The organism is Phycisphaeraceae bacterium (assembly GCA_019454185.1).
Taxonomy (GTDB): domain Bacteria; phylum Planctomycetota; class Phycisphaerae; order Phycisphaerales; family UBA1924; genus JAHBWV01.
Map to the genome: position 1 here is coordinate 1,798,717 of CP075368.1, position 19,435 is coordinate 1,818,151.

A 19,435-nucleotide genomic window follows, 5' to 3' on the forward strand; every position below is an offset into this window, starting at 1 on the left:
CGTGTGCACGACCCGACGGACAGGCACCTCCATGCGTCTTTCGGGGCTCACGGTCCTGCCCGATCACCTCTGGTACAGGCGAGCCGTGCTCATGGCAAGGTCCCGTACGCGCTCAGCCAGCGAGTACGGCTGAATGACGCGGCAGCTTGGGCCCATCGACAGGACCCACCAGACGATCTCATCCAGTCCCGCAACACGCATGCGCATGATGATCGAACCGTCGGGCTCGTGCTCGATCGTCTGTGTGGGATGCCAGAGCGTGTCGGAGACCGTTTCGCTGAACGGCGACTCGAATCTGAGGATGATGTCGTACTCAACGGGTCCAGGGATTAGCCGCCACGCATTGCCCAGGTGTTTCTCTACCGAGAAGTCGGTCGGGATCTCGTAGGATGCGTCCGTGGGTGACACGCGAGAGAATCGCGAGAGCTTGAGGCAGCGAACGCCCTCCCGACCTTCTCGACGTCCGAGGGCGTACCAGGCACGAACAGAGAACAGCAACGCATAGGGCTCAAAGATGAAACTCTCCCGCTCGGCGGGCGTGCCGTTTGCAACGCTCGAAGGAGACTCGTACTCGCATCGGAGCGACCTGCGGGTCGCGATCGACTGCCTCATGCGGTCGTAGACATCCGACGAGCCCTCGCCCGGATCTGCCTGGGCCGTGCGGACCACCACGTGACCGGCCATCGCGTCGATCTCCGCCCTTGCTTCGGGCGGAAGCTGGGCCTCGATCTTCGCGAGTGCCCTCCAGGCAGGAGCCAGGAAGGCGATCTGCTCCTTCTGGGCAAGATCATCGCACAGGACCGCCAGAGCCAGTGCCTCGTCTGCCGTGAGCTGGAGCGGCGGCAGAAAGAACCCCGTCCCCACTCTGTACCCGCCTGTCCGCTCGTCAAAGACGACGGGAACACCGGTATCGCACAGCTTCTTGATGTCTCGGAAGATCGTCCGCTCGCTCACGCCCAGTTCGCTCGCCAGTCGCTCGGCCGGGTAGACACCCGGCCCCTGCACCAGCGTGACGATCCGGAGGAGTCGGTGGATGTCGCTGTTCTGCTTCATAAGCGGTTCCTCCCAGACTCGATTATTGCCTCTGGTTCCCCCCAGACCCGGCGTCTCACTGACAGACGTCTGTCAGTGACGGAATCCAACCTCTCCCCGTTCCAGCGACGGAGACCAGGCAGACCGGTTACGCTACGCAACTTGAGTATGCACACAGACGATCCTCCATCAATTCCCCAGCCGGCACGCCACTTTCTCGGGTGGGAGAGACCGCTCCTTCCGGCCGCGGCGTCTTGGGTGTTGGACCACATCCCGAACGAAAGCCACAGAGCGGATCTTGGCCGCACGCTCGTCATCGTTCCGGGGTCGCGTTCGGGGCGTTTGTTTCTCGGCATGCTGATCGATTGCGCGACGGAGCGGGGAACGACGCTCGTCCCCCCCATGATCATCACACCGGGTGAAGCTGTCGAGCCGCTGATCGGCCTGCCACAACGACAAGCAGCAGGCCCGGTCGCTCGTGAGTTCGCGTGGACCATCGCGATTCGAGCCACGCCTCACGATGAGTTGCATCCGCTCGTCGATCTCGCGACACTCCAAGCGGAAGAGCGACCGCTCGACCCCGTTCTTCGCACCCTTGGTGCCACAATCGACCGACTTCACACGGAGTTGGCCGGGCACGGGCTTCGCGTCTCGGACATCGCTCCAGCGGCACGCGAGCTTGGCGGCGAGACCGAAGCCGCCCGCTGGAACGCAGCCGCTCACGTGGTTCGACGCTTCAGATCGATTCTGGACTCATGGGGCCTCGGCGATGGTGCCGAGGACAGAATCCAACTCACCGAACTCGCCGAATCCGATGATCACAAGGCCGGATCTCCGCTCTTTGACCATGTTGTTCTCGTCGGTGTTCCTGAGTTGCCCGGGCTCGCGAGGCGTGCCATGCGAGTCGCGATCGAGCGCGGCACCGCCATGCACACGCTGATCCACGCCCCCGAAGAGCTGTCACATACATACGATGCTTACGGGTGCGTGCAGCCGTCTCACTGGTCGGTCTGCCAGTTGCCCATACGCGATAACCAGATATCAGTCGCAACCGATCACGCCGATCAGGCAACGAGAGCGGTCGCGTGGATCGCCGAGAACGCACGAGGGCTCTCGATCGATGACGTTGTCATCGGTCTTGCCGATGAGTGCCAATCAGACCTGATCTCGATGGAACTCCAGCGAGTTTCTTCGCTCTGCGCACACGCCGCGGCTGGTATGCCCTCTTCTCGCCTCGAACCTTGCTGCGTCCTCCGTCAGGTGATGCGACTTCTCGAGACACGCAGCTTCGATGAGCTGATGTCACTCGTGCGTCACCCGCGGGTTGAGCGGTGGCTGCTTAGTGCGGACCCAACCGATGAGAAGGCCCGATCACGTGCTGATTGGCCGTCATGGCTCGGCGAGCTGGACGCGTACGACGAGTCCCACATGCCGAGCAGCATCGACCATCTTCCACCGCCAGTGAAAGACCGCCAGCGTGCCGCGCTCGAGTTCATCGTGGCATCGGTGCGATTGCTCCTCGGCAACCTCTGGACGGACCAGGAATCAGTGAAGCAGAGCGAGAAGCCACCAGAAGAGCTGGCGGAGGGAACATTCTCTCTACTCAATCGCCTGTACGGGCACCTCACCACGAGCAGGACCGACCGCGTTCTCGCGCCGATCGCATCGTGCTGCATGTCGCTTGCCGATGATCTGAACGGCATCATCACGCTCGCGAAGAAGGACGCTGTTTCGCTGCCGCATCAGACGCCTGCTCACTTTCTCTCGAACCTGCTTGGATTGCAGGCGGCGCGCGCGTTTCCCTCGCCGCCGGATGCCGATGCGATCGAGATAGTCGGCTGGTTGGAACTGGCCCATGATCCCTCGCCGCTCGCCGTGGTTGTCGGGATGACGGACAACAACGTGCCGGGCACGCGTGAGTACGACTCGATGCTGCCCGGATCGCTGCGGACGCGGCTCGGGCTTCCAGCTTCAACAGATCGGCTTGCTCGCGATTCGTTTCTTGCAGCCACGATGACGCAGTCGCGTCGCCATACGCTCTTCATCGCTCCCCGTCGTGACAACGAAGGCAGCCCGCTGAATCCGAGCCGAATCCTGCTTAGATCCGATCGTGGCTCGCTCGCGGGCAGGATGCGGCGCACGATCGGCCGCGAGGGCGACGGCCCGCTTGGTCTTGAGATTGTGACGAGATCGAGTAGCCGGGAACTCGGCGTGTACAGGGTTGCGCCGCGAATCGATACGCCGCCGGTGCAGAGCATGCGGGTGACGGCGTTCAAGGACTATCTGGCATCGCCATACGCCTTCTACCTGAGGCATGTGCTGAGACTGTCCGAGCACGGACGGGCGAAACCAGAGCTCGATCCGAGATCGTTCGGCACATTCGTCCACGATGTGCTCGAGTCATTCGGACGGAGCGATACGCGCCACAGCACGGACGAGAAGGCAATCCGCGAGTTCGTGCAGGATGACCTCCGAACTCTCGCGCGGGAGCGATTCGGATCTTCATCTTCGGCCATCATCTCGCTCCAGGTCGAGCACGCCTCGATGCGTCTGGATCAGTGGGCGACGATGCAGGCAGAGTGGGCGCGAGCCGGATGGCGGATTCTCCACACCGAGTGGTCCGCAACAGAACCGCGCGATGGCACAGTCGCTGATCCTCCCACAATCCGTGTTGAAGAGGGTTCTGTCACCCTTCGAGGCAAGATCGATCGCATCGACATCCATGAATCCGACGATCGCATCGCGATTCTCGATTACAAGTCCTCAGAGAACGCCAGGTCGCCCGAGAAGACACACCGTACGAGGGACGGTGAATGGAGGGATCTGCAGCTCCCGCTCTACCGCGAACTCATCAGACCGCTGGGCCTTCGCGGGGAGATCACGCTCGGGTACTTCAACATCCCCCGAAATCTCGACGAGATCGGCATCACAGTGGCACCGTGGACCGCCGAAGAGCTTGACAGTGCAGATGATGCGGCCCGCGACGTGGTTTCGGCTGTTCTTCGGGGCGAGTTCGATGAGATCGGCTCGCCATCTGATGAGGGCACGCTCGGCCTGATCGCCGGACTCGGCATCCTGACCGAGGTTGACGCTCCGACCCACAGGAGGCCGAGCCCATGAGTTCGCCGACCCCTGCGAGCGACACCGTTTCCCCGCCACTTGAGCACACGCTCATCCTGGCTTCAGCGGGAACTGGCAAGACATTCCAGCTCACGAATCGGCTTATCCGCCTGCTCGCGATGGGTGCCGATCCGTCGACCATCGTCGCGACAACATTCACGCGCAAAGCGGCGGGCGAGATCATGGAGCGGATCGTGGAGCGCCTCTGCGATGCCGCCGAGCACGCGGATGCATGCCGATCCCTCTCTCAGGCGATTGGCATCGAACTGTCGCCCGACCGCTGCATCGACTTGCTGCAGAGGATCGCTTCCTCGCTCGATCGGTTCAGCATTCTCACGATCGACTCGTTCTTCCAGCGAATCGGCACAGTGCTCTCCATCGAAGCGGGCATGACCCTCGATTCTCGGGTCGCCGACGACGCGGAGGACACCTCGCTCCGCGTTGAAGCCCTCACGCGGACGATCTCGAACGCGGACCCGTCGGAAATCGCCGCCGCGATCCGGTTGATTTACGACGGGCACCCAGCTGCCGGGGTCTTCATGCAACTCATGAGCGTGATCGCTCGCGGGTTGCACCTCCTGCGTGAGACGCGCCACGAGCCGGAACTCTGGGGGCTCAGCGTTGACCCACTTTACGTTCTGGACGATGCACGCCTGACCGAAGCGATCGAGCAACTGCGAGGTGCCCCACTTCCTACAACGAAGAAAGCCGGTGAGGCCGACGCGCGTTGGAAAAAATCGCACATGAAATCGCTTGACGCACTCGTCGAGAGGGATTTCACCGGCTTCCTGGGCGGGCTCGGTGGGTACGTCACCACGGGTTCATACTACGGCAAGCCGTTTCCCCCAGCACTCGCGAGTGCCTACGCCCCCGTTCACGCGCACGCTGTCTCTCGCTTGCGTCAACGTCTGACCGAACGCACAACGGCATCGCGGCATCTCCTCGAACGCTTCGAACACGAGTACGAGCGACTGAAGGAAGACCGTTCGGTCTGGCGTTTCGAGGATGTGCCGCTGCGCGTGCTGCGCCAGATCGGTATCGCGGGGCTCGATCATGTGTACTACCGACTCGACGGGCGTGTCCAGCACCTGCTGCTCGATGAGTTCCAGGACACCTCGATGCTCGCGTTCAGACTGCTCGAGCCGCTGATCGACCAGATCGTCTCGAGCAGCCCTCCTGAAAGATCCTTGTTCTGTGTCGGAGACATCAAGCAGTCCTTGTACGCATGGAACGGCGCGGAACCCGAGCTGCTGCCGGCACTGGGAGACAAGTGGCCACAGCTCAGCCAGCGGCCGCTGCACGTCTCACGCCGATCATCCGCCGTTGTGTTGCGTGCGGTGAACCGTGTGTTCGGATCGCTGGACAAGAACACAGCGATCACTGGCAATCCGGACCTGGCTCAGCGATGGAGCGGGCAGTGGATCGACCACGAGGCGCACGACGATTCGCTCCCGGGCGAGTTCACGCTTCTGACGCCGGCCGCTGAATCTGCCGACACCGCAACGCGGGATGAGAACGACGATTCGCCGCAGGATGACGACAAGCCGACAATCGCTTCGATCGAGGTCTCCACCGTTGTTGAGCGGGTGATCAGGCATCGAGATCGCTGTCCACTGGCCTCGATCGCCGTTCTGGTCCGCTCGAACAAGTCGATTCCGCCAGTGATCCACGCGCTCCGCACCGCCGGCATCCCCGCGAGCGAGGAGGGCACGGCCTCACTGCTCGACGCCGCGCCGTGCGCTGTCTTCCGCTCGCTCTTCCATCTCGCGGACCACCCGACGGACACGGCCTCGAAGTTCCACGTCTCGACCTCTCCGCTCGGCAGAGCGATCGGCATCGATGCTCAGTCCAGCGAGAGGGCAACAGCAATCACCACAGCATCTCTCCGAGCCGAGGTTTCGCAGCATGGGCTTGCGCTCACCGTGCATCGTCTGTATCTTGCAACCCACGACGCCATGAGCCCTCGGGAGCGATCCCGCGTGCGTTCGCTGGTCCTGCTCGCTCGCCGGCTCGACGCGGAGGGAAGAGGCACATGCGCCGAACTCGTCGATGCGATCGACTCATCCCGTGTGCGGGAGACATCCGAGGCGACCGTCCGCGTGATGACAACGCACGCCGCGAAGGGGCTCGAGTTCGATGTCGTCATCCTGACCGATCTGAACAGCGCGATGTTCCGCCAGCTCCCCGATCTCATCGGCGACCGCGAAGAGGCGCTCGGGCCGATCTCGCGCGTGATCGTCCGACCTTCGGACTCTCTCAGGGAAGCGGACTCTGAGATCCACTCCATCGCGACGCGCTGCCGCAATCGCACGCTGATGGAGGGACTGTGCGTTCTGTACGTCGCCATGACCAGGGCAAGATACGTGCTGGATGCGATCGTCTCCGGCCCCTCGCTCAAGCAGCCCGGCAAGGACAGCACGACGATGTACCCCGGGCGATTGATCGTCCACGCGTGTATCGGCGAGCAACCATTGACGGAACTCTCCGGCGTGCTCTTCAGCGATGCGCACGGAGACTGGGTCTCTCACATCGAGCGTCGAGAGGCTTCGTCCGCTGCCACACCCCGGGATCGAACCGTCAGGCAGGTCACCCTTTCCCTGAAGCCGGCTCGGCAGCGTGCGACGGGCCGGCTCGCCCGCGTGAGCCCGTCTTCTCTCGAAGGCGGCTCCACGCGCACGCTGAGCGAGTTTCTTCGCCCCACGGACGAGCGAGGCCGCTCGCGAGGGACCATTCTGCACGCGATCTTCGAGCAGATCGGTTGGATCGAAGATGGCATCCCTTCGCTCGAACTGCTGTGCGACGTCGCGTCAGCGAACGGCGCGTCGCCGGAGCAAGCGAGTGAGGCGGCTCACGCGGCTGTCGCTTCGATCGAGCATGCCGAGATCAGACACTGGCTCAGCAGATCCGCGTTCCCGATCGATCCGGGAGAGACGCTGGGACTCTGGAGAGAGCGTGCATTTGCCACTCGGCTGGATTCCGGAAGCGAGCCGACACTGCTCTCGGGCCGTTTCGATCGCGTCGTTGTGCGGCGTTCCAGCACTTCCGTCCCGATCAGCGCGACGCTGCTCGACTTCAAGACCGACGCGGTGACCGACGATGAATCGCTCACGAAACGCGCTGCACACTACGCGCCGCAGATTCGTGCCTATCGCGACGCTATCATGCTGGCGACCGGGCTGCCGCCGGAAAGCGTTCGCTGCGTGCTCTTGTTTACCGAACTCGGACGGGCTGTCGTGCCGGAAGGACTATGAGGCGTCAATCTGCGAAGAGCTCTGCACCGACTCTTCATCCGCCGCTCGCCGAAGCAGCTCCCTGATGCGTATTGCGCGGTAGACATCGCTCTGCCAGATCGAGCGATCAACTTCTCGATCGGGATCCTCCAAGAACGGCCTCTCGACCTTACCCACGCGCGTGCTGACCCGGTTGAAGGCGACTGACTGAGGATCCGCATCGGGCTGCATATCCCACACGCCGCTGAGGCGCGGGCCGATGCGAAAGATCGTGCCCGCTGGGATAACCGGGACTGGTCCCCAAGGGGACGCGTTGTATTGAGAGCGAGGGAACTCGGCAACGATCGCCCCGTTGATACGCATCAGCGTCTGGCTGTCGCCGGTGCTCCGGTACACGTGCTCGAAGCCGCTCGGGACGAGCAGATCGACAGGAAGCTCGCGGCTCGACACACGAATGGGGCCGACGTCGGCAACGCCCGCCTCGACCCGCTGGATCTGCGATCGCTCTGCGGGCTGGGCCAAAGCCGCGAACGAGAGCATGGTCGGGACCGTGCTCATGAAAAGTGTGATACGGAATATCGACATTCTCGTGATCCTCAGCGACCGTTGAGCATGATCTCCATCACGATCGAAATCGTCGCATTGGGATCATCGGCTGGAATCCGCGTCAACTCTCCACCCTTTGCTCGCCACTGGAAGAGAGCGGTTCGAAGCGGCTCATCGACTGCGGGCTCGCCCGTGCTGTACACGATGCCTCGTTTCTCATCTTTCACGAAGTCAACCCTCGTCACGATCCCCCTTCGGTCGAAGTGGATGACCATAAGAGGGTTCCGAGGGCTCGTCGTCAGCCGAACGCTGACCGGCCAACGGGGTTCAACCGTGGTCAGTTCAAGACCTTGCACCGCGACGGGCCGGCCGGGTCTGTACTTCACGGCACGCTTGAGCGCGCTGGCTGGCGACTCTTTGTCGCTCCGAAGGCCAACCCGTATCGCTTGCCCTTCCCCCTGCCGGTCCGCATCGCCCTGCGTGTCTTCTGGTCGAGTACCGGGGCGCGGCACGACAGCCGGGGAACTATTCTGAGACACCTGCTCCGGGGCCGGGTTCGATGGACCCTGCTTCTGCTCAGCTTGCTGGGACGACTCAACTGCCTCGGCCTTTGGAGTATCCGCAGTGCTCTCTTGAGGAACCGGGACCTTGGCCGGCTCAGGTTCCTCTGCCTCACCCTTCGCCGGCTTGCCGGCTTCAGACTCACGGGCGGGATTGTGCTTTGTCTCTTCTGCTCCGTCTGCCGCGCTGCTTCGTACCAGCGCCTCGGCGGCATCTTTGCTCGCCTCGACCGCAGCGGCCTGAGGGCTTGCCGGAGCCGGCTCACCCGGCGTTTCCGCCCGATCCATTGCGTGTGTCGGAACTTCTGGCGCAACCTCAGTTGGAAGAGTACCGTTCGGGTTGTCCGGCACAGTCTCTTCGGCCGTTCTTGCCTCGGATGGACTCAGCCGCGACTCGACAGGCATCACACTCGCGATCGGCTGATCCTGCCCCGGCGAATCCGGCACCCCTGACGGCATGCCGCGGCTGTCCTGCTTGGCGAGCGCGGCCTGCTCGACCTCTGATTGAAATGTGACCTGATGCTCTTCGGGCGTGTCGAACCCGAGCCAGGTCACGCTCGCGTGCGAGGATCGCTCGATCCCGAGGCGCAGACGTGGTGGATTGGGCTTTTTCTCATCCCGCTCTTCATCCTCTGGTCCTGATGTATCGCGAGCGGCCTCGGCCCGCTCGGCTGCTGAGACCCAGTTGCCGAACACGGCAAATCCAGCCATGAGATGGATGACAAGACTGATCGCTGCAGCGATCGGCAGGTTCAGACTCCCCGATGGACGCGATGTCCCGCTCACCTGAGGTCTCCACCACATGCCATGCGTAACGACTTCCCCCTGACTGTATGTACCCCCGTGGAGCCACACTGGTTCGGGATCCATACGCACGACGAACAAGCACTCTGCCAGTTCAGGGCTTCATTCACCGGTTTCGGGCAGACGAGTCGGAGCGGCGTCAGACTTTGTAGGGTTCCCAACCATCGAGAATCGCGTGATTCCCGCACCCATCAGCGCATCGACCACTGCCAGACCCGTCCCCATGCTCGCGCGGGTATCGAACGCGAGAAGTAGAGCCGCTTCCGGCGTCTCCTCCTGACGGGCTCTGATGACCTCGATGAGTCTCTCCAGTTCAATCGTCTCACCATTCACAGTGATCGCGCCCGACTCGCCGACCGCCACGGTGATCGCTGTTCCTGTGGCGGTGTGCCCGGCACGAAGATCGGGAAGTGTGAGATCGATCACGTCGGCACGGATCATCAAAACGAGCGCGAAGACGAAGTAGGTCACGAGTAGGAACATCACATCGATGAGCGGCGTCATCTCGAAGCGGACTTCGGGCATCGACCTGCGGATACGTGTCCTCATTGACTGGTTCTCACGTACTCGATCCCACCCCAACTCGTCGGGCGACCCGCCTGGAGGTCATTCGCTGCTTGCCTCAGAATCCTCGCCGTCAGAACCGCACCGATCGGATAGGCACAGATGGACCACAATGGCGCACCGCCAGCACGGTACGCCAGCGCGAGCGCCGTCGCGTGGACGCCGATCGCGACTACCCCCACCGCCATCGCGAGCATGCCGAGCGTTTCCCTCTCATACAGGGAGAAGAGCACTGCGCCCGAGACCACGCCAACAACGGCCAAGAGCGGCAGCACCGCCCCGGGGAAAGCGACCCGAAACGAGGCCCGGCGCAGCTTCGCGGCCCTTCGCCGCGCCCCCTCGGTGTAGATCCGCTTCCATCCCTTCTTGAACGCAGCCCACGACTCGTACATGCGGCATCGGACCATTCCGTCGGCCACGTACACGCCCGCCCGCATTCTGGCCTGAGAGATGCGTCTGGCAAGCGCGAGATCCTCCAGCAGTTCGTCCTTGACAGACTCGTGTGTCTCGATCGCACGGTAAGAACTGGCCCGGAACATCATGAACTGCCCGTTTGCAAACGGCCGTCTGTCCTCGTCGCGGTTTGCCTGCAGGATCGGATACTGCCTGAGCAACTCGAGCGATGCCGCCGGCTGGACCAGAATCTCAAACCACCGGTCGTACGTCAGCGTGCTCAAGAGACTCAACATGTCGAGCTGTCGCTCTCGCATCAACGCAGCGGTCGCCGAGACGCATCCGGGATCGAGTTCAGTATCAGCATCGATAAAGAGCAAGTACTCGGCCTGTTCGGCTTCATCAGAGGCGGTCACGCCGGACCAGACGGCATGCACCTTGCCCGCCCAACCCTGCGGACAGTGCTGAATCTCGAGCAGGCGGAACCGTGCGTCTTCCCCGATCTCGCCCCTTGCCACGTCCGCCGTGCCGTCCGTGCATCGATCCAGCGCGATCACCACACGCATCTGAGGGTGATCCTGTTTCCGGAGCGAACGGATGACGCCGGCGATCGCGTGCGCCTCGTTGTGGGCAGGTACAACCACGCACACCGACTCCGTCAGCGGCCTGGCTGCCGCGAGCCCAAGGCCCGCCCGTGCCGTAGGGACCTTCCGAGATGTATCCAGAATCCGCCCGATCGCGAATGACCAATAGACCAACAAAGCGAGCGAGAGCCCGGTTCCAACAGATGCCGCGATAAGCCAGAGCCAGACCATAGGTGAGGGGAGAAGGATAGCGGCCCCCTACAGTTCGGCATGAGCCGGCCGGGACAACTCAGTGCGACTGGCGCTCACACCCGCGCGTCCTCATGCCGCGAGCTCACGCGAGAGGACTGTCGCAACATCGATCGACTTGCCTCTGAGCAGTATGGAATCCCATCCATCGTGCTGATGGAGAACGCCGCGAGATCCATCGCCGAAGCGTGCATGGACCGCGTGGTGCCCCGCGGCAGTAACCCCACCGTGCTGGTCTTCGCCGGCACAGGAAACAACGGGGGAGATGGCTTCGCCGCGGCGAGACACCTCACGAACCGCGGGTGTCGTGTCGGCCTGATTCTCGCCGGTGCCATAGACCGCGTGCAGGGGGACGCATTGACCAACCTGACAATCGCGCAGCGGTCGAGTATGCCGCTCGCAACCTTCCATCCCGATCGTCCGGTGAGCGTCTGGAACGACCTGCCCGATGCCTTCGCGAAGCCGCACATCGTTCTCGATGCGTTGCTCGGAACGGGCTTCACCGGTCCGATTCGTTCCGAGACTCAAACTCTGCTCGCGATGTGCAATGCGATGAGATGTCAGTCTGCCGCCATCGTTTCGGTGGATCTGCCGTCGGGTCTTGATGCGGATACGGGCGTTGCCTGCCGGGATTGCGTCATTGCAGACCTGACGGTTTCCCTCGTCGGCCTCAAGCGGGGCATGCTCACGTCCGTCGGCCGCGCCGCGTGCGGTGAGATCATGATCGGCGACATCGGTGCGCCTATCGAGCTCATCCAGAGATACGGGACGCCGGTCGATTTCAATCAATCAGCGAGTGACTCCGGCGATCGAGACGCATCGAATACACCGTGCAGCCCGGACCATGTGCCCTTCGGTGAGTCACAGTGCCACCTTTCGCGAGCAGACGCCACGCAATCGAGAGAAGACCAATCGTGTACCTCAGGCGGAGATAACCCATGGCGGTGAGGATGGAGTTATCACGAGTTCTGATCCGGGAACTCAACGACTACCAATTGATCGAGCTGCGTGAGATCGATCCCGATGCGATCGAACGCGACGAACTCGACATCGCAGAATCCGACCCCCTGTCGGCAGACCCTGAGGAGAGCGGCCTCAGGTCATTCCCCATCGTGATCGGGCTTCCCGAGGCGCAGGCGATCGAGCGTCGGTTGAAGAACATCCCCATCAAGAGGCCTCAGACCCACGACCTGCTCGCAGGCGTTATCACTGCGCTCGGCGGCACGCTGCAATCGATCACGATTTGTGATCTCAGCGAGGGCACCTTCTTCGCAACGCTCGATGTGGAGACGAGCCAGGGCGAACTCCTGCACATCGATGCTCGCCCGAGCGACGCCATCGCCCTTGGGATCGCGAACGACGTGCCGATCTACGTCGAGGAGCATGTCATCGAGGCGGCATCGAAGCCAGAGGAGTCGTGAGTGATCGACCTGCGCACTCGGCTGCCTCTCATCCCGTTCGTCACCAGCGATTTACCGGGCACCGGCGGCACCATCAAGCAGCGGCCGGAGGACTTTCTCGTCGAGGAGATCCCTCTCTACGACCCGTGCGGCGAGGGCGAGCACATCTACATCATGATCGAGAAGAGAGCCATGGCCACCTTCGAGGCCATGGGCGTCATCGCTCATCACTTCGGCGTCCGTCACGACGCCGTGGGATACGCCGGGCTCAAGGACAAGCACGCCATTACGAGACAGGTTCTCTCCGTGCACGTACCGGGAAAGAAGCCCGAAGATTTCCCGATGTTGCGCCACGATCGCATGTCCGTGCTCTGGGTTGACCTTCACACGAACAAGCTCAGGCAGGGACATCTCAAGGGAAACCGCTTCTCGATCAAGATCCGAGGCCTCGACATGACCCGCGTGCTCGCGGCCAAGCGAGTGCTCGACCGCCTGAGCCGCACCGGGGTACCCAACGCCTTCGGTGAGCAGCGTTTCGGAGCCCTCGCCAACAACCACGACATCGGTCGAGCACTCGTGTTAGGTGATTTCCAACGGGCGATCGACCTGATGCTGCTTCCGATGCCTGAGCATACCGGCCCCCAACTGGACGCTCGGCGCATGTACGAAGCCGGAGACTACGCCGGCGCGTACGCAGCGTTCATGCGAACCCTGCACACCGAGCGAACGGTGCTCAGACTGCTCGCGAAGGGCGTCGAGCCGAAGCACGCCCTGAGAGCCGCGGGGGTTCGTGCCCTCTCGTTCTTCGTCTCCTCATGGCAATCATCGGTCTTCAACGACGTGCTGGCGCGGCGCATCTCGGACGGCACGTTCGCGACGCTCTGCCTCGGCGATGTCGCGATGCACCAGGACTCGCGGAACACGTTCGGGGTCGATCAGGCCGTGCTCGACGCGCCGGACACGGCCCCGCGCCTCGCATCCTGCGAGATAGGACCCTCGGGCCCGATGTGGGGTCCGCGCATGCGTCGCGCATCCGGGGCGATCGACTCGCTCGAGCTCGATTTACTCCACCGATCCGGGGTCAGTCTGGACGCGATCAACGAGTTCGATCGCAACACACGAGACATGATCGAGGGCGCGCGTCGGCCACTGAGGATCGCGATCTCCGACATCGAGTCTGAGGGCGGCATCGACGAGCACGGCCACTACGTGCGATGCGCGTTCGACTTGCCGCGCGGAGCGTTCGCAACGACCGTGATGCGTGAAGTCATCAAGCCGACCTTGCCCGACACCACCATGGCCGAGGACGAATAGGCACGCGCCAGCATGTGGCTACACGCCCTGCTCTCCCGACATGCGACGGCAGACCCCCTCCCACCCACGGAGGGTGCCCGCTCGCTCTGCGAGACGAACACGCCTGCGAGCAGGACGCCAATCAAAGAAGAGTGACTTCAGGTACAGACGCCGCGCCCGCGTGCGTTCGCGCTTCGCTCGATCACGGTCGACGAGCCCCGCGATCCATTCGGTCCACGGCTCGCTGCGGCGTATGCTCTCACGCAGTCTGGCGATGTACGCAACGCTCTGCCGAGACGGTGGGATCAGATGCCCCATCTTCGCGTCGGGTGTGTACCAGACTTCCCATCCCAGCTTTCTCGCTCTGATGCACAGTTCGACATCGTCGCCCGCTTCAAGGCGCTCGCCCCGCAGGCAATCCATCACACGCTGTGAGAGAAAGCCGGTCTCGATCACAGACGCCCGGCGCATGCCCTGGGCAGCGCCAACGACAAAGTCCGTCGGACCCGAGAGCAGCTTCTGCTCGTTCCCAAGCGTGCGATCGACGAGCGACTGCTTGTAGATTCTCGCGATCTTCGTCGGGCCGCTCTCCCATACAACAGACACCGGGCCGCCAACAAGGCCTGCCCTGGGCTGCTCATCGAAGACCCGCAGGATCTCGCGCGCCCAAGCCGGATCGCAGAGGCAATCGTCATCGATCACACCCAGCAACGGCTCATCGGTTTCTTCAAAGAGACGGCGCAACGCCTCCGGCTTCCCCGGTTTCTCCTCGCGCACTCTCACCATCGGCAGTGCAGGACCTGACGCGATGAATCGATCGATGATCTCGCTCGTCCCATCATTCGACCGGTTGTCCACAATGACACACCGTGTCACTCGGCCACCGGCACGATCCATCTCGGCAATCGTCCGCAGCGTGCGCAGGATCCGCTCGCCCCTGTTGTATGTGCAGACTCCGATGACCATGCGATCCGCGTTCACGCAGGCGGCCTCCGAAAGCAATCTCTGCTCCGTAGCTTTAACCGTCGCAGCGGACCGATCCAGCGACGCTCAAGAGCCACAGCGTGCAACGCCACGAACGTCGCATCGCCAGAGAGGCCTGACTTGCTCATTGCGTTCAAGAGCCAGAGCGTGGCATCGCGAAAGTGCGCCTCGCTCTCCCCATCAAGCCACTTTGACATCATGGACGCATGCCCCGTTGCTCGCTTCACGAGATTGGCCGCGGAGGTCAGTCTCACACCTCCCGGCCTGACTCCCGATCGAACCGCCGCGCCCGCCGAGATCGCGATCGGCCCGATATCTGCAAGTCGCCGGATGAACTCACGATCCTCGACAACCCACAACGTCTCGTCGTAGCGAAGCCCAAGGTCGATGGCACGCCTCGAAATCAGCGTGCCCGATGCGTTGAAGATCTGTATGGGCCTGAACGCGTCGCCGGGGCACGGCATGGTCTTGCCCGCCCATTCGGCGGGTGCCAGCCGGGAATACACCGAACCATCATCCCTCTCTTCGATCCTGCCGACAAGGGCACCAACGGCCCCGAGCCGGGTCGCGAGCGAGACCACCTCCGCGACGCCTTCCGCGATCAGCTCGTCATCGTCATCGAGCATCATCGCATAGTCACAGCGAACCCGGTCGAGCCCTGTATTCCGTGCCGCAGACGGACCCCCGTTCTGCCGATGGACGACCTCCACCCGCTTGTCGGACACGGGGCACTTCACAGGTAGCGCAGAACCATCGTCGACGATCGTCACACGCTCGACGCTGTCGCATACCAGCGCGCTGGCCACCGCCCGCTCAAGCAGTGCCGAATCAGGGTTGAACGCGGTGACAATGACGTGCAGCGACATTCGAGAAGTGTTCCCCGACCGGCTTCTCCGGCCCTCGCCCCGGATTGTACGATTGGGCGGCTCAAACGTCCTCCAATCTCGGACAGGGGCGCGATCATGGCTACGCTTGTTTCGAATGGCCAAGAAACAAGCAACGTCAAAGAAGACTCCAAAGAAGCAGGCGAAGGCAAAGCCCGGGGCGGCCCGCTCAGGGTCCAAAGCAGCCACAGCCGGGAAGTCGCACGCAAGATCGAGCAGCGCCTCAGCGCCCACCTCGCCAACAAAGCGACCCGCCAAAGCGAAGAAAGCGTCCGCCTCGAAGACGTCCAAGCCGACCAAACGAACTGCAAAAAAGACCGCCGCCCCGACGGCCCCCACGGCCCCGACTCGCGTCCGTAAGCCCGTCGCGAAGAAGAACGGACAGGTCGTGGCAGAGGATCCCAAGTCGGCAGTGGACGTGCCGCGTGCCACTCGGCCCCCCTCTCGAATCGATTCGAGGGACCTTGCGATCGAACTCGCCCGCCTCGCCTTCGACGACAAGTGCAGCGACATCGTGCTCCTCGATGTGCGAGGGCTGAGCTCCATCTCCGACTACGTGGTCGTCGCGTCAGGAACCTCCGACCGCCAGATGCGGGCGGTCGCCGATCACGCCGAAGACCTCGGTGCTTCCCTGGGGCACCCCCCTTACCGGTCAAACAAAGACCCGCGAGCCCTCTGGCTCCTCATCGATTTCTCGGATGTCGTGATCCACATCTTCGAACCGAACACACGGGCTCACTATGACATCGAGATGATGTGGGGTGATGCGAAGCGAATCGATTGGGAGCGGCCGGCAGGAAAGATTCGCAAGCCCGCCCAAACCTCGGCTCGGAAGACCCGTTCGTCATCTTGATTGCTCAACCATGCCGCTCGATCCCCACAACAAGCCCCTTCGCCGAGTGCGAGTCGAGCTCGGCCCACGCTCTTACGAGGTGGTTGTCGGGAGCGGCCTCATCGCTGAAGTGGGCGAGCACGTCCGTGCCACGCTTGGCACCTCCCCAAAGCACGCGGCCCTCGTCACAGACTCCTCACTCCCGGTCGAACTCGTCGCCTCAGCCGATGCCTCCCTGCGGCTATCCGGCTTCCTGGTCTCGAGTGTCCAACTCGACGCAACAGAGCGGAACAAGTCCGTCCGCGAAGCAGAGCGGATCTGCACACGCATGGCCTCGGCACGCATGGAGCGGCAAGACCCCGTCATCGCGATCGGCGGCGGCATCGTCGGAGATGTTGCGGGCTTTGCCGCATCGATGTACCGGCGTGGCGTGCCCGTGATCCAGTGTCCGACGACACTGCTCGCGATGGTCGATGCCTCGATAGGCGGCAAGACCGGCGCCAACCTCGAGGTGCCAAACGCCGACGGAACCACATCGCTGCTCAAGAACCTCGTCGGAGCGTTCCATCAACCCTCGCTGGTCCTTGCAGATGTCGCGTGCCTTGGCTCCCTCCCCGTCCGTCACCTGCGTGCCGGCATGGCCGAGTGCCTGAAGCACGCGCTGATCTCACGAGATGTTGAGCATCCCGGCACGCACGAGACCGACCTGTTCAAGCAAACGAGGGACATCGCCCAAAGTCTGACCGAACCGAACAAGGGCGAGATGATCGAGCTGATCGCGCGAAACCTCGCCGTCAAGGCCCGGGTTGTTGAGAGCGATGAACACGAAACGTCAACTGCTGAAGTCGGGGGTCGTGCGATCCTGAACCTCGGCCACACATTTGCCCACGCGATCGAGACCCTCGCGAATCTCTCGCCGGACGGCAATCCCAAGAACTGCCCGCTCCATCACGGCGAAGCGGTCGGGCTCGGCTTGGTTGCCGCGGCATACGCCGCTGTCGAATTCGGCACGCTCGATCAGCGTGACGCGTCTCGTATCAGGGATGCCGTAGCCGCGCTTGGTCTTCCCGATCGCGTCGCGGGCCTGCCCGACAATCAAACCCTGATCGCTCGAATGCACCACGACAAGAAGGTCTCGGCTGGGCGTCTGCGGCTGATTCTGCCGCACGGACTGGGACACGCCCGCTCGCACTTTGACCCGCCGGTTCCGGTGATCGAAGCCGGGTGGAATGCGGTCCGGGCATAAAGAGTTGTCCACAACGCGACTTACGCTGCTCGGGATTCAAGGGGTTTCCGACGTGAACCCGATAACCAGATTGTTCCGGCGTTGACTGGAGCTGCTGCCTGGTCCTCGCGCGGAACGATCGGGGGTTGCGGTGCGCAGGATCGCGATCGTCAACCAAAAGGGCGGCTGTGGAAAGACCACGACTGCCATCAATCTCGCGGGAATCCTCGCGAGGAAGGGCATGCGCACGCTGCTCGTTGATATGGACCCCCAAGGACACTGTGCCGCGGGTCTCGCGATCCCGGAGCAACGAATCGATCTCGACATCGGGGATGCCATGCTGGCTCCCGCCGATCAACCGGTCGAGCCCTCGCGACTGATCTGGCGGGTTTCACGCAACCTCGACCTCCTTCCGAGCCGCACCCGTGTCGCAGGTCTGGAAGCAGCCCGAGGCGGACTCGCCGATCAGACCGACAGCGACCAGCGACTCTCACGCGTGCTCGACAGGTTCGCAGACCGGTACGACGTCTGCTGTATCGATTGCTCGCCCTCGATCGGCCTGCTCACATACAACGCTCTCGTCGCGGCACATTTCGTGCTCGTTCCTGTCGAAACGTCGTTCTTTTCGCTTCAGGGCGCGGCCAAGCAGCTCTCAACAATCCAGTCTCTCTCAAGACGTGTCGGCACAGGTGTCCCCACGTGGCTTCTCGCGACAATCCACGACCCCGCCAGCGCACTCGCCCGCGATCTTCTCGAAGAGCTGCACAGGCGCTACGAGCAAGCGGTCTGCCCCGTCGTGATCCATCACGACATGGCGCTGCGTGAGGCAGCCAGTTTCGGCCTCCCCGTCGTTGACTACGCCCCGGAATGCCCGGGCGCTCAGGACTACGCCGCGCTCGCCGATTGGCTTCGTGAGCGATTCGACTCGAACACCGAGCCAGACCATGCGAGAGGTGCCGAACCCGCCACGAAGCCCACCGGGTCCGTAACAAGCACCAAGATCGCTCACCCGGTGCCCGCATCGGTTCACCACGAACCTGACCCCGGGCTGGGACGCGTTTCTCATGACGATCGCGATCCGGAGCAGCCGCTCGAGGTCGTCAATCGCCCGAGAAAGCCGGTGCCCGCCTCCCGCCGCGTTGCCCCATCCGGCCAGGCCGCGATGACTCCGGAGCAGACCCAACTCATCCAAGAACACGCGCCCGCTGCGGAGTCTTTCCGTCACGGAGCCACCTCGCCCCACGAGCCGGAAACGACCAACAGATCCATCGATGTCGCGAGACGTGCGGCGGCGATCGCACGCACCCGCACCGATGGCATTGGTGATCGCACGCACAAGCGTCCCGCTCGGTCCACCCCCCGGCCCGCCTCGGAGTTCGGAGCACACGCCGCGCAGGATGGAGTCCACTTCATCCAGCCCACCACAGTCGGGCGCAGAGTGATCGTCAGCGGCGACTTCAACAACTGGTCCGATTCGGAGGTCGTGCTCGCGCTCGACGAGACTCGCGACGTGCTCGCGGCTCGGGTCGAACTACCGCCCGGCGTGTGGCAGTACCGACTCATCATCGACGGCCGCTGGACGCCGGACCCTTACAACCCACATGCAGCACCGAACCCATTCGGCGAACTCAACAGCATCGTGGTCGTTCAGGGAACCCCGACATCGACCCTTCCGAGCGTGTCCGTGAACCCGCTCTACCCTCACAACGCACAGCCATCCTGAACCATCAACCAC

Annotated in this window: 15 protein-coding genes; 8 read left to right on the forward strand and 7 right to left on the reverse strand. The window is 63.1% G+C overall.

The window, feature by feature from the left end:
- Nucleotides 1-63: 63 nt before the first annotated feature.
- On the reverse strand, nucleotides 64-1,053 hold the full coding sequence (locus KF838_07620) for a WYL domain-containing protein (protein QYK49714.1): 990 nt from the start codon (nucleotides 1,051-1,053) through the stop codon (nucleotides 64-66).
- A 141-nt stretch (nucleotides 1,054-1,194) separates the two neighbouring features.
- Between KF838_07620 and KF838_07625 the strand changes: the two genes are divergently transcribed.
- Nucleotides 1,195-4,152 carry a PD-(D/E)XK nuclease family protein gene (locus KF838_07625; protein QYK49715.1) on the forward strand — a complete coding sequence of 986 codons (2,958 nt, stop codon included), beginning with the start codon at nucleotides 1,195-1,197 and terminating at the stop codon, nucleotides 4,150-4,152.
- Nucleotides 4,149-7,403, forward strand: a complete 3,255-nt coding sequence (locus KF838_07630) for a UvrD-helicase domain-containing protein (GenBank protein QYK49716.1) — start codon at nucleotides 4,149-4,151, stop codon at nucleotides 7,401-7,403. Before KF838_07625 ends, KF838_07630 begins: the two co-directional genes overlap by 4 nt.
- Here the strand turns inward: KF838_07630 and KF838_07635 are convergent.
- The 4 genes from KF838_07635 to KF838_07650 form a co-directional block, all read right to left on the reverse strand.
- Complete coding sequence (locus KF838_07635) at nucleotides 7,398-7,940, reverse strand: hypothetical protein (protein ID QYK49717.1); 543 nt, start codon at nucleotides 7,938-7,940, stop codon at nucleotides 7,398-7,400. The two genes, KF838_07630 and KF838_07635, sit on opposite strands and share 6 nt — an antisense overlap.
- Nucleotides 7,941-7,978: 38 nt before the next feature.
- On the reverse strand, nucleotides 7,979-9,274 hold the full coding sequence (locus tag KF838_07640) for a hypothetical protein (GenBank protein ID QYK49718.1): 1,296 nt from the start codon (nucleotides 9,272-9,274) through the stop codon (nucleotides 7,979-7,981).
- A gap of 120 nt (nucleotides 9,275-9,394) precedes the next feature.
- A complete protein-coding gene (locus KF838_07645; protein ID QYK49719.1) occupies nucleotides 9,395-9,841 on the reverse strand; it encodes a biopolymer transporter ExbD in 447 nt (148 codons plus the stop codon).
- The gene (locus KF838_07650; GenBank protein ID QYK49720.1) at nucleotides 9,838-11,064 is read right to left on the reverse strand and encodes a glycosyltransferase; all 1,227 of its coding nucleotides are present in this window, start codon (nucleotides 11,062-11,064) and stop codon (nucleotides 9,838-9,840) included. Before KF838_07650 ends, KF838_07645 begins: the two co-directional genes overlap by 4 nt.
- 39 nt (nucleotides 11,065-11,103) lie before the next feature.
- Between KF838_07650 and KF838_07655 the strand changes: the two genes are divergently transcribed.
- The 3 genes from KF838_07655 to truD are packed head-to-tail and all read left to right on the forward strand — an operon-like array spanning nucleotide 11,104 to nucleotide 13,796.
- Nucleotides 11,104-12,030 carry an NAD(P)H-hydrate epimerase gene (locus tag KF838_07655; protein QYK49721.1) on the forward strand — a complete coding sequence of 309 codons (927 nt, stop codon included), beginning with the start codon at nucleotides 11,104-11,106 and terminating at the stop codon, nucleotides 12,028-12,030.
- Nucleotides 12,021-12,503: a bifunctional nuclease family protein gene (locus KF838_07660; protein QYK49722.1), complete on the forward strand. Its 483-nt coding sequence runs from the start codon at nucleotides 12,021-12,023 to the stop codon at nucleotides 12,501-12,503. Before KF838_07655 ends, KF838_07660 begins: the two co-directional genes overlap by 10 nt.
- A complete protein-coding gene (gene truD, locus KF838_07665) occupies nucleotides 12,504-13,796 on the forward strand; it encodes a tRNA pseudouridine(13) synthase TruD (GenBank protein ID QYK49723.1) in 1,293 nt (430 codons plus the stop codon).
- An 18-nt stretch (nucleotides 13,797-13,814) separates the two neighbouring features.
- On the opposite strand, the gene KF838_07670 is transcribed toward truD, so the two are convergent.
- The gene (locus KF838_07670; GenBank protein ID QYK49724.1) at nucleotides 13,815-14,756 is read right to left on the reverse strand and encodes a glycosyltransferase family 2 protein; all 942 of its coding nucleotides are present in this window, start codon (nucleotides 14,754-14,756) and stop codon (nucleotides 13,815-13,817) included.
- On the reverse strand, nucleotides 14,753-15,625 hold the full coding sequence (locus tag KF838_07675; GenBank protein ID QYK49725.1) for a glycosyltransferase family 2 protein: 873 nt from the start codon (nucleotides 15,623-15,625) through the stop codon (nucleotides 14,753-14,755). Before KF838_07675 ends, KF838_07670 begins: the two co-directional genes overlap by 4 nt.
- A gap of 115 nt (nucleotides 15,626-15,740) precedes the next feature.
- Between KF838_07675 and rsfS the strand changes: the two genes are divergently transcribed.
- The 3 genes from rsfS to KF838_07690 all read left to right on the forward strand — a co-directional run bounded on the left by rsfS (nucleotide 15,741) and on the right by KF838_07690 (nucleotide 19,423).
- Nucleotides 15,741-16,496: a ribosome silencing factor gene (rsfS, locus tag KF838_07680; GenBank protein QYK49726.1), complete on the forward strand. Its 756-nt coding sequence runs from the start codon at nucleotides 15,741-15,743 to the stop codon at nucleotides 16,494-16,496.
- Nucleotides 16,497-16,506: 10 nt separating this feature from the next.
- Nucleotides 16,507-17,721, forward strand: coding sequence for a 3-dehydroquinate synthase (locus KF838_07685; GenBank protein ID QYK49727.1), 1,215 nt, complete (start codon nucleotides 16,507-16,509; stop codon nucleotides 17,719-17,721).
- 130 nt (nucleotides 17,722-17,851) lie between these two features.
- Nucleotides 17,852-19,423, forward strand: a complete 1,572-nt coding sequence (locus KF838_07690; GenBank protein ID QYK49728.1) for an AAA family ATPase — start codon at nucleotides 17,852-17,854, stop codon at nucleotides 19,421-19,423.
- Nucleotides 19,424-19,435: the final 12 nt, after the last annotated feature.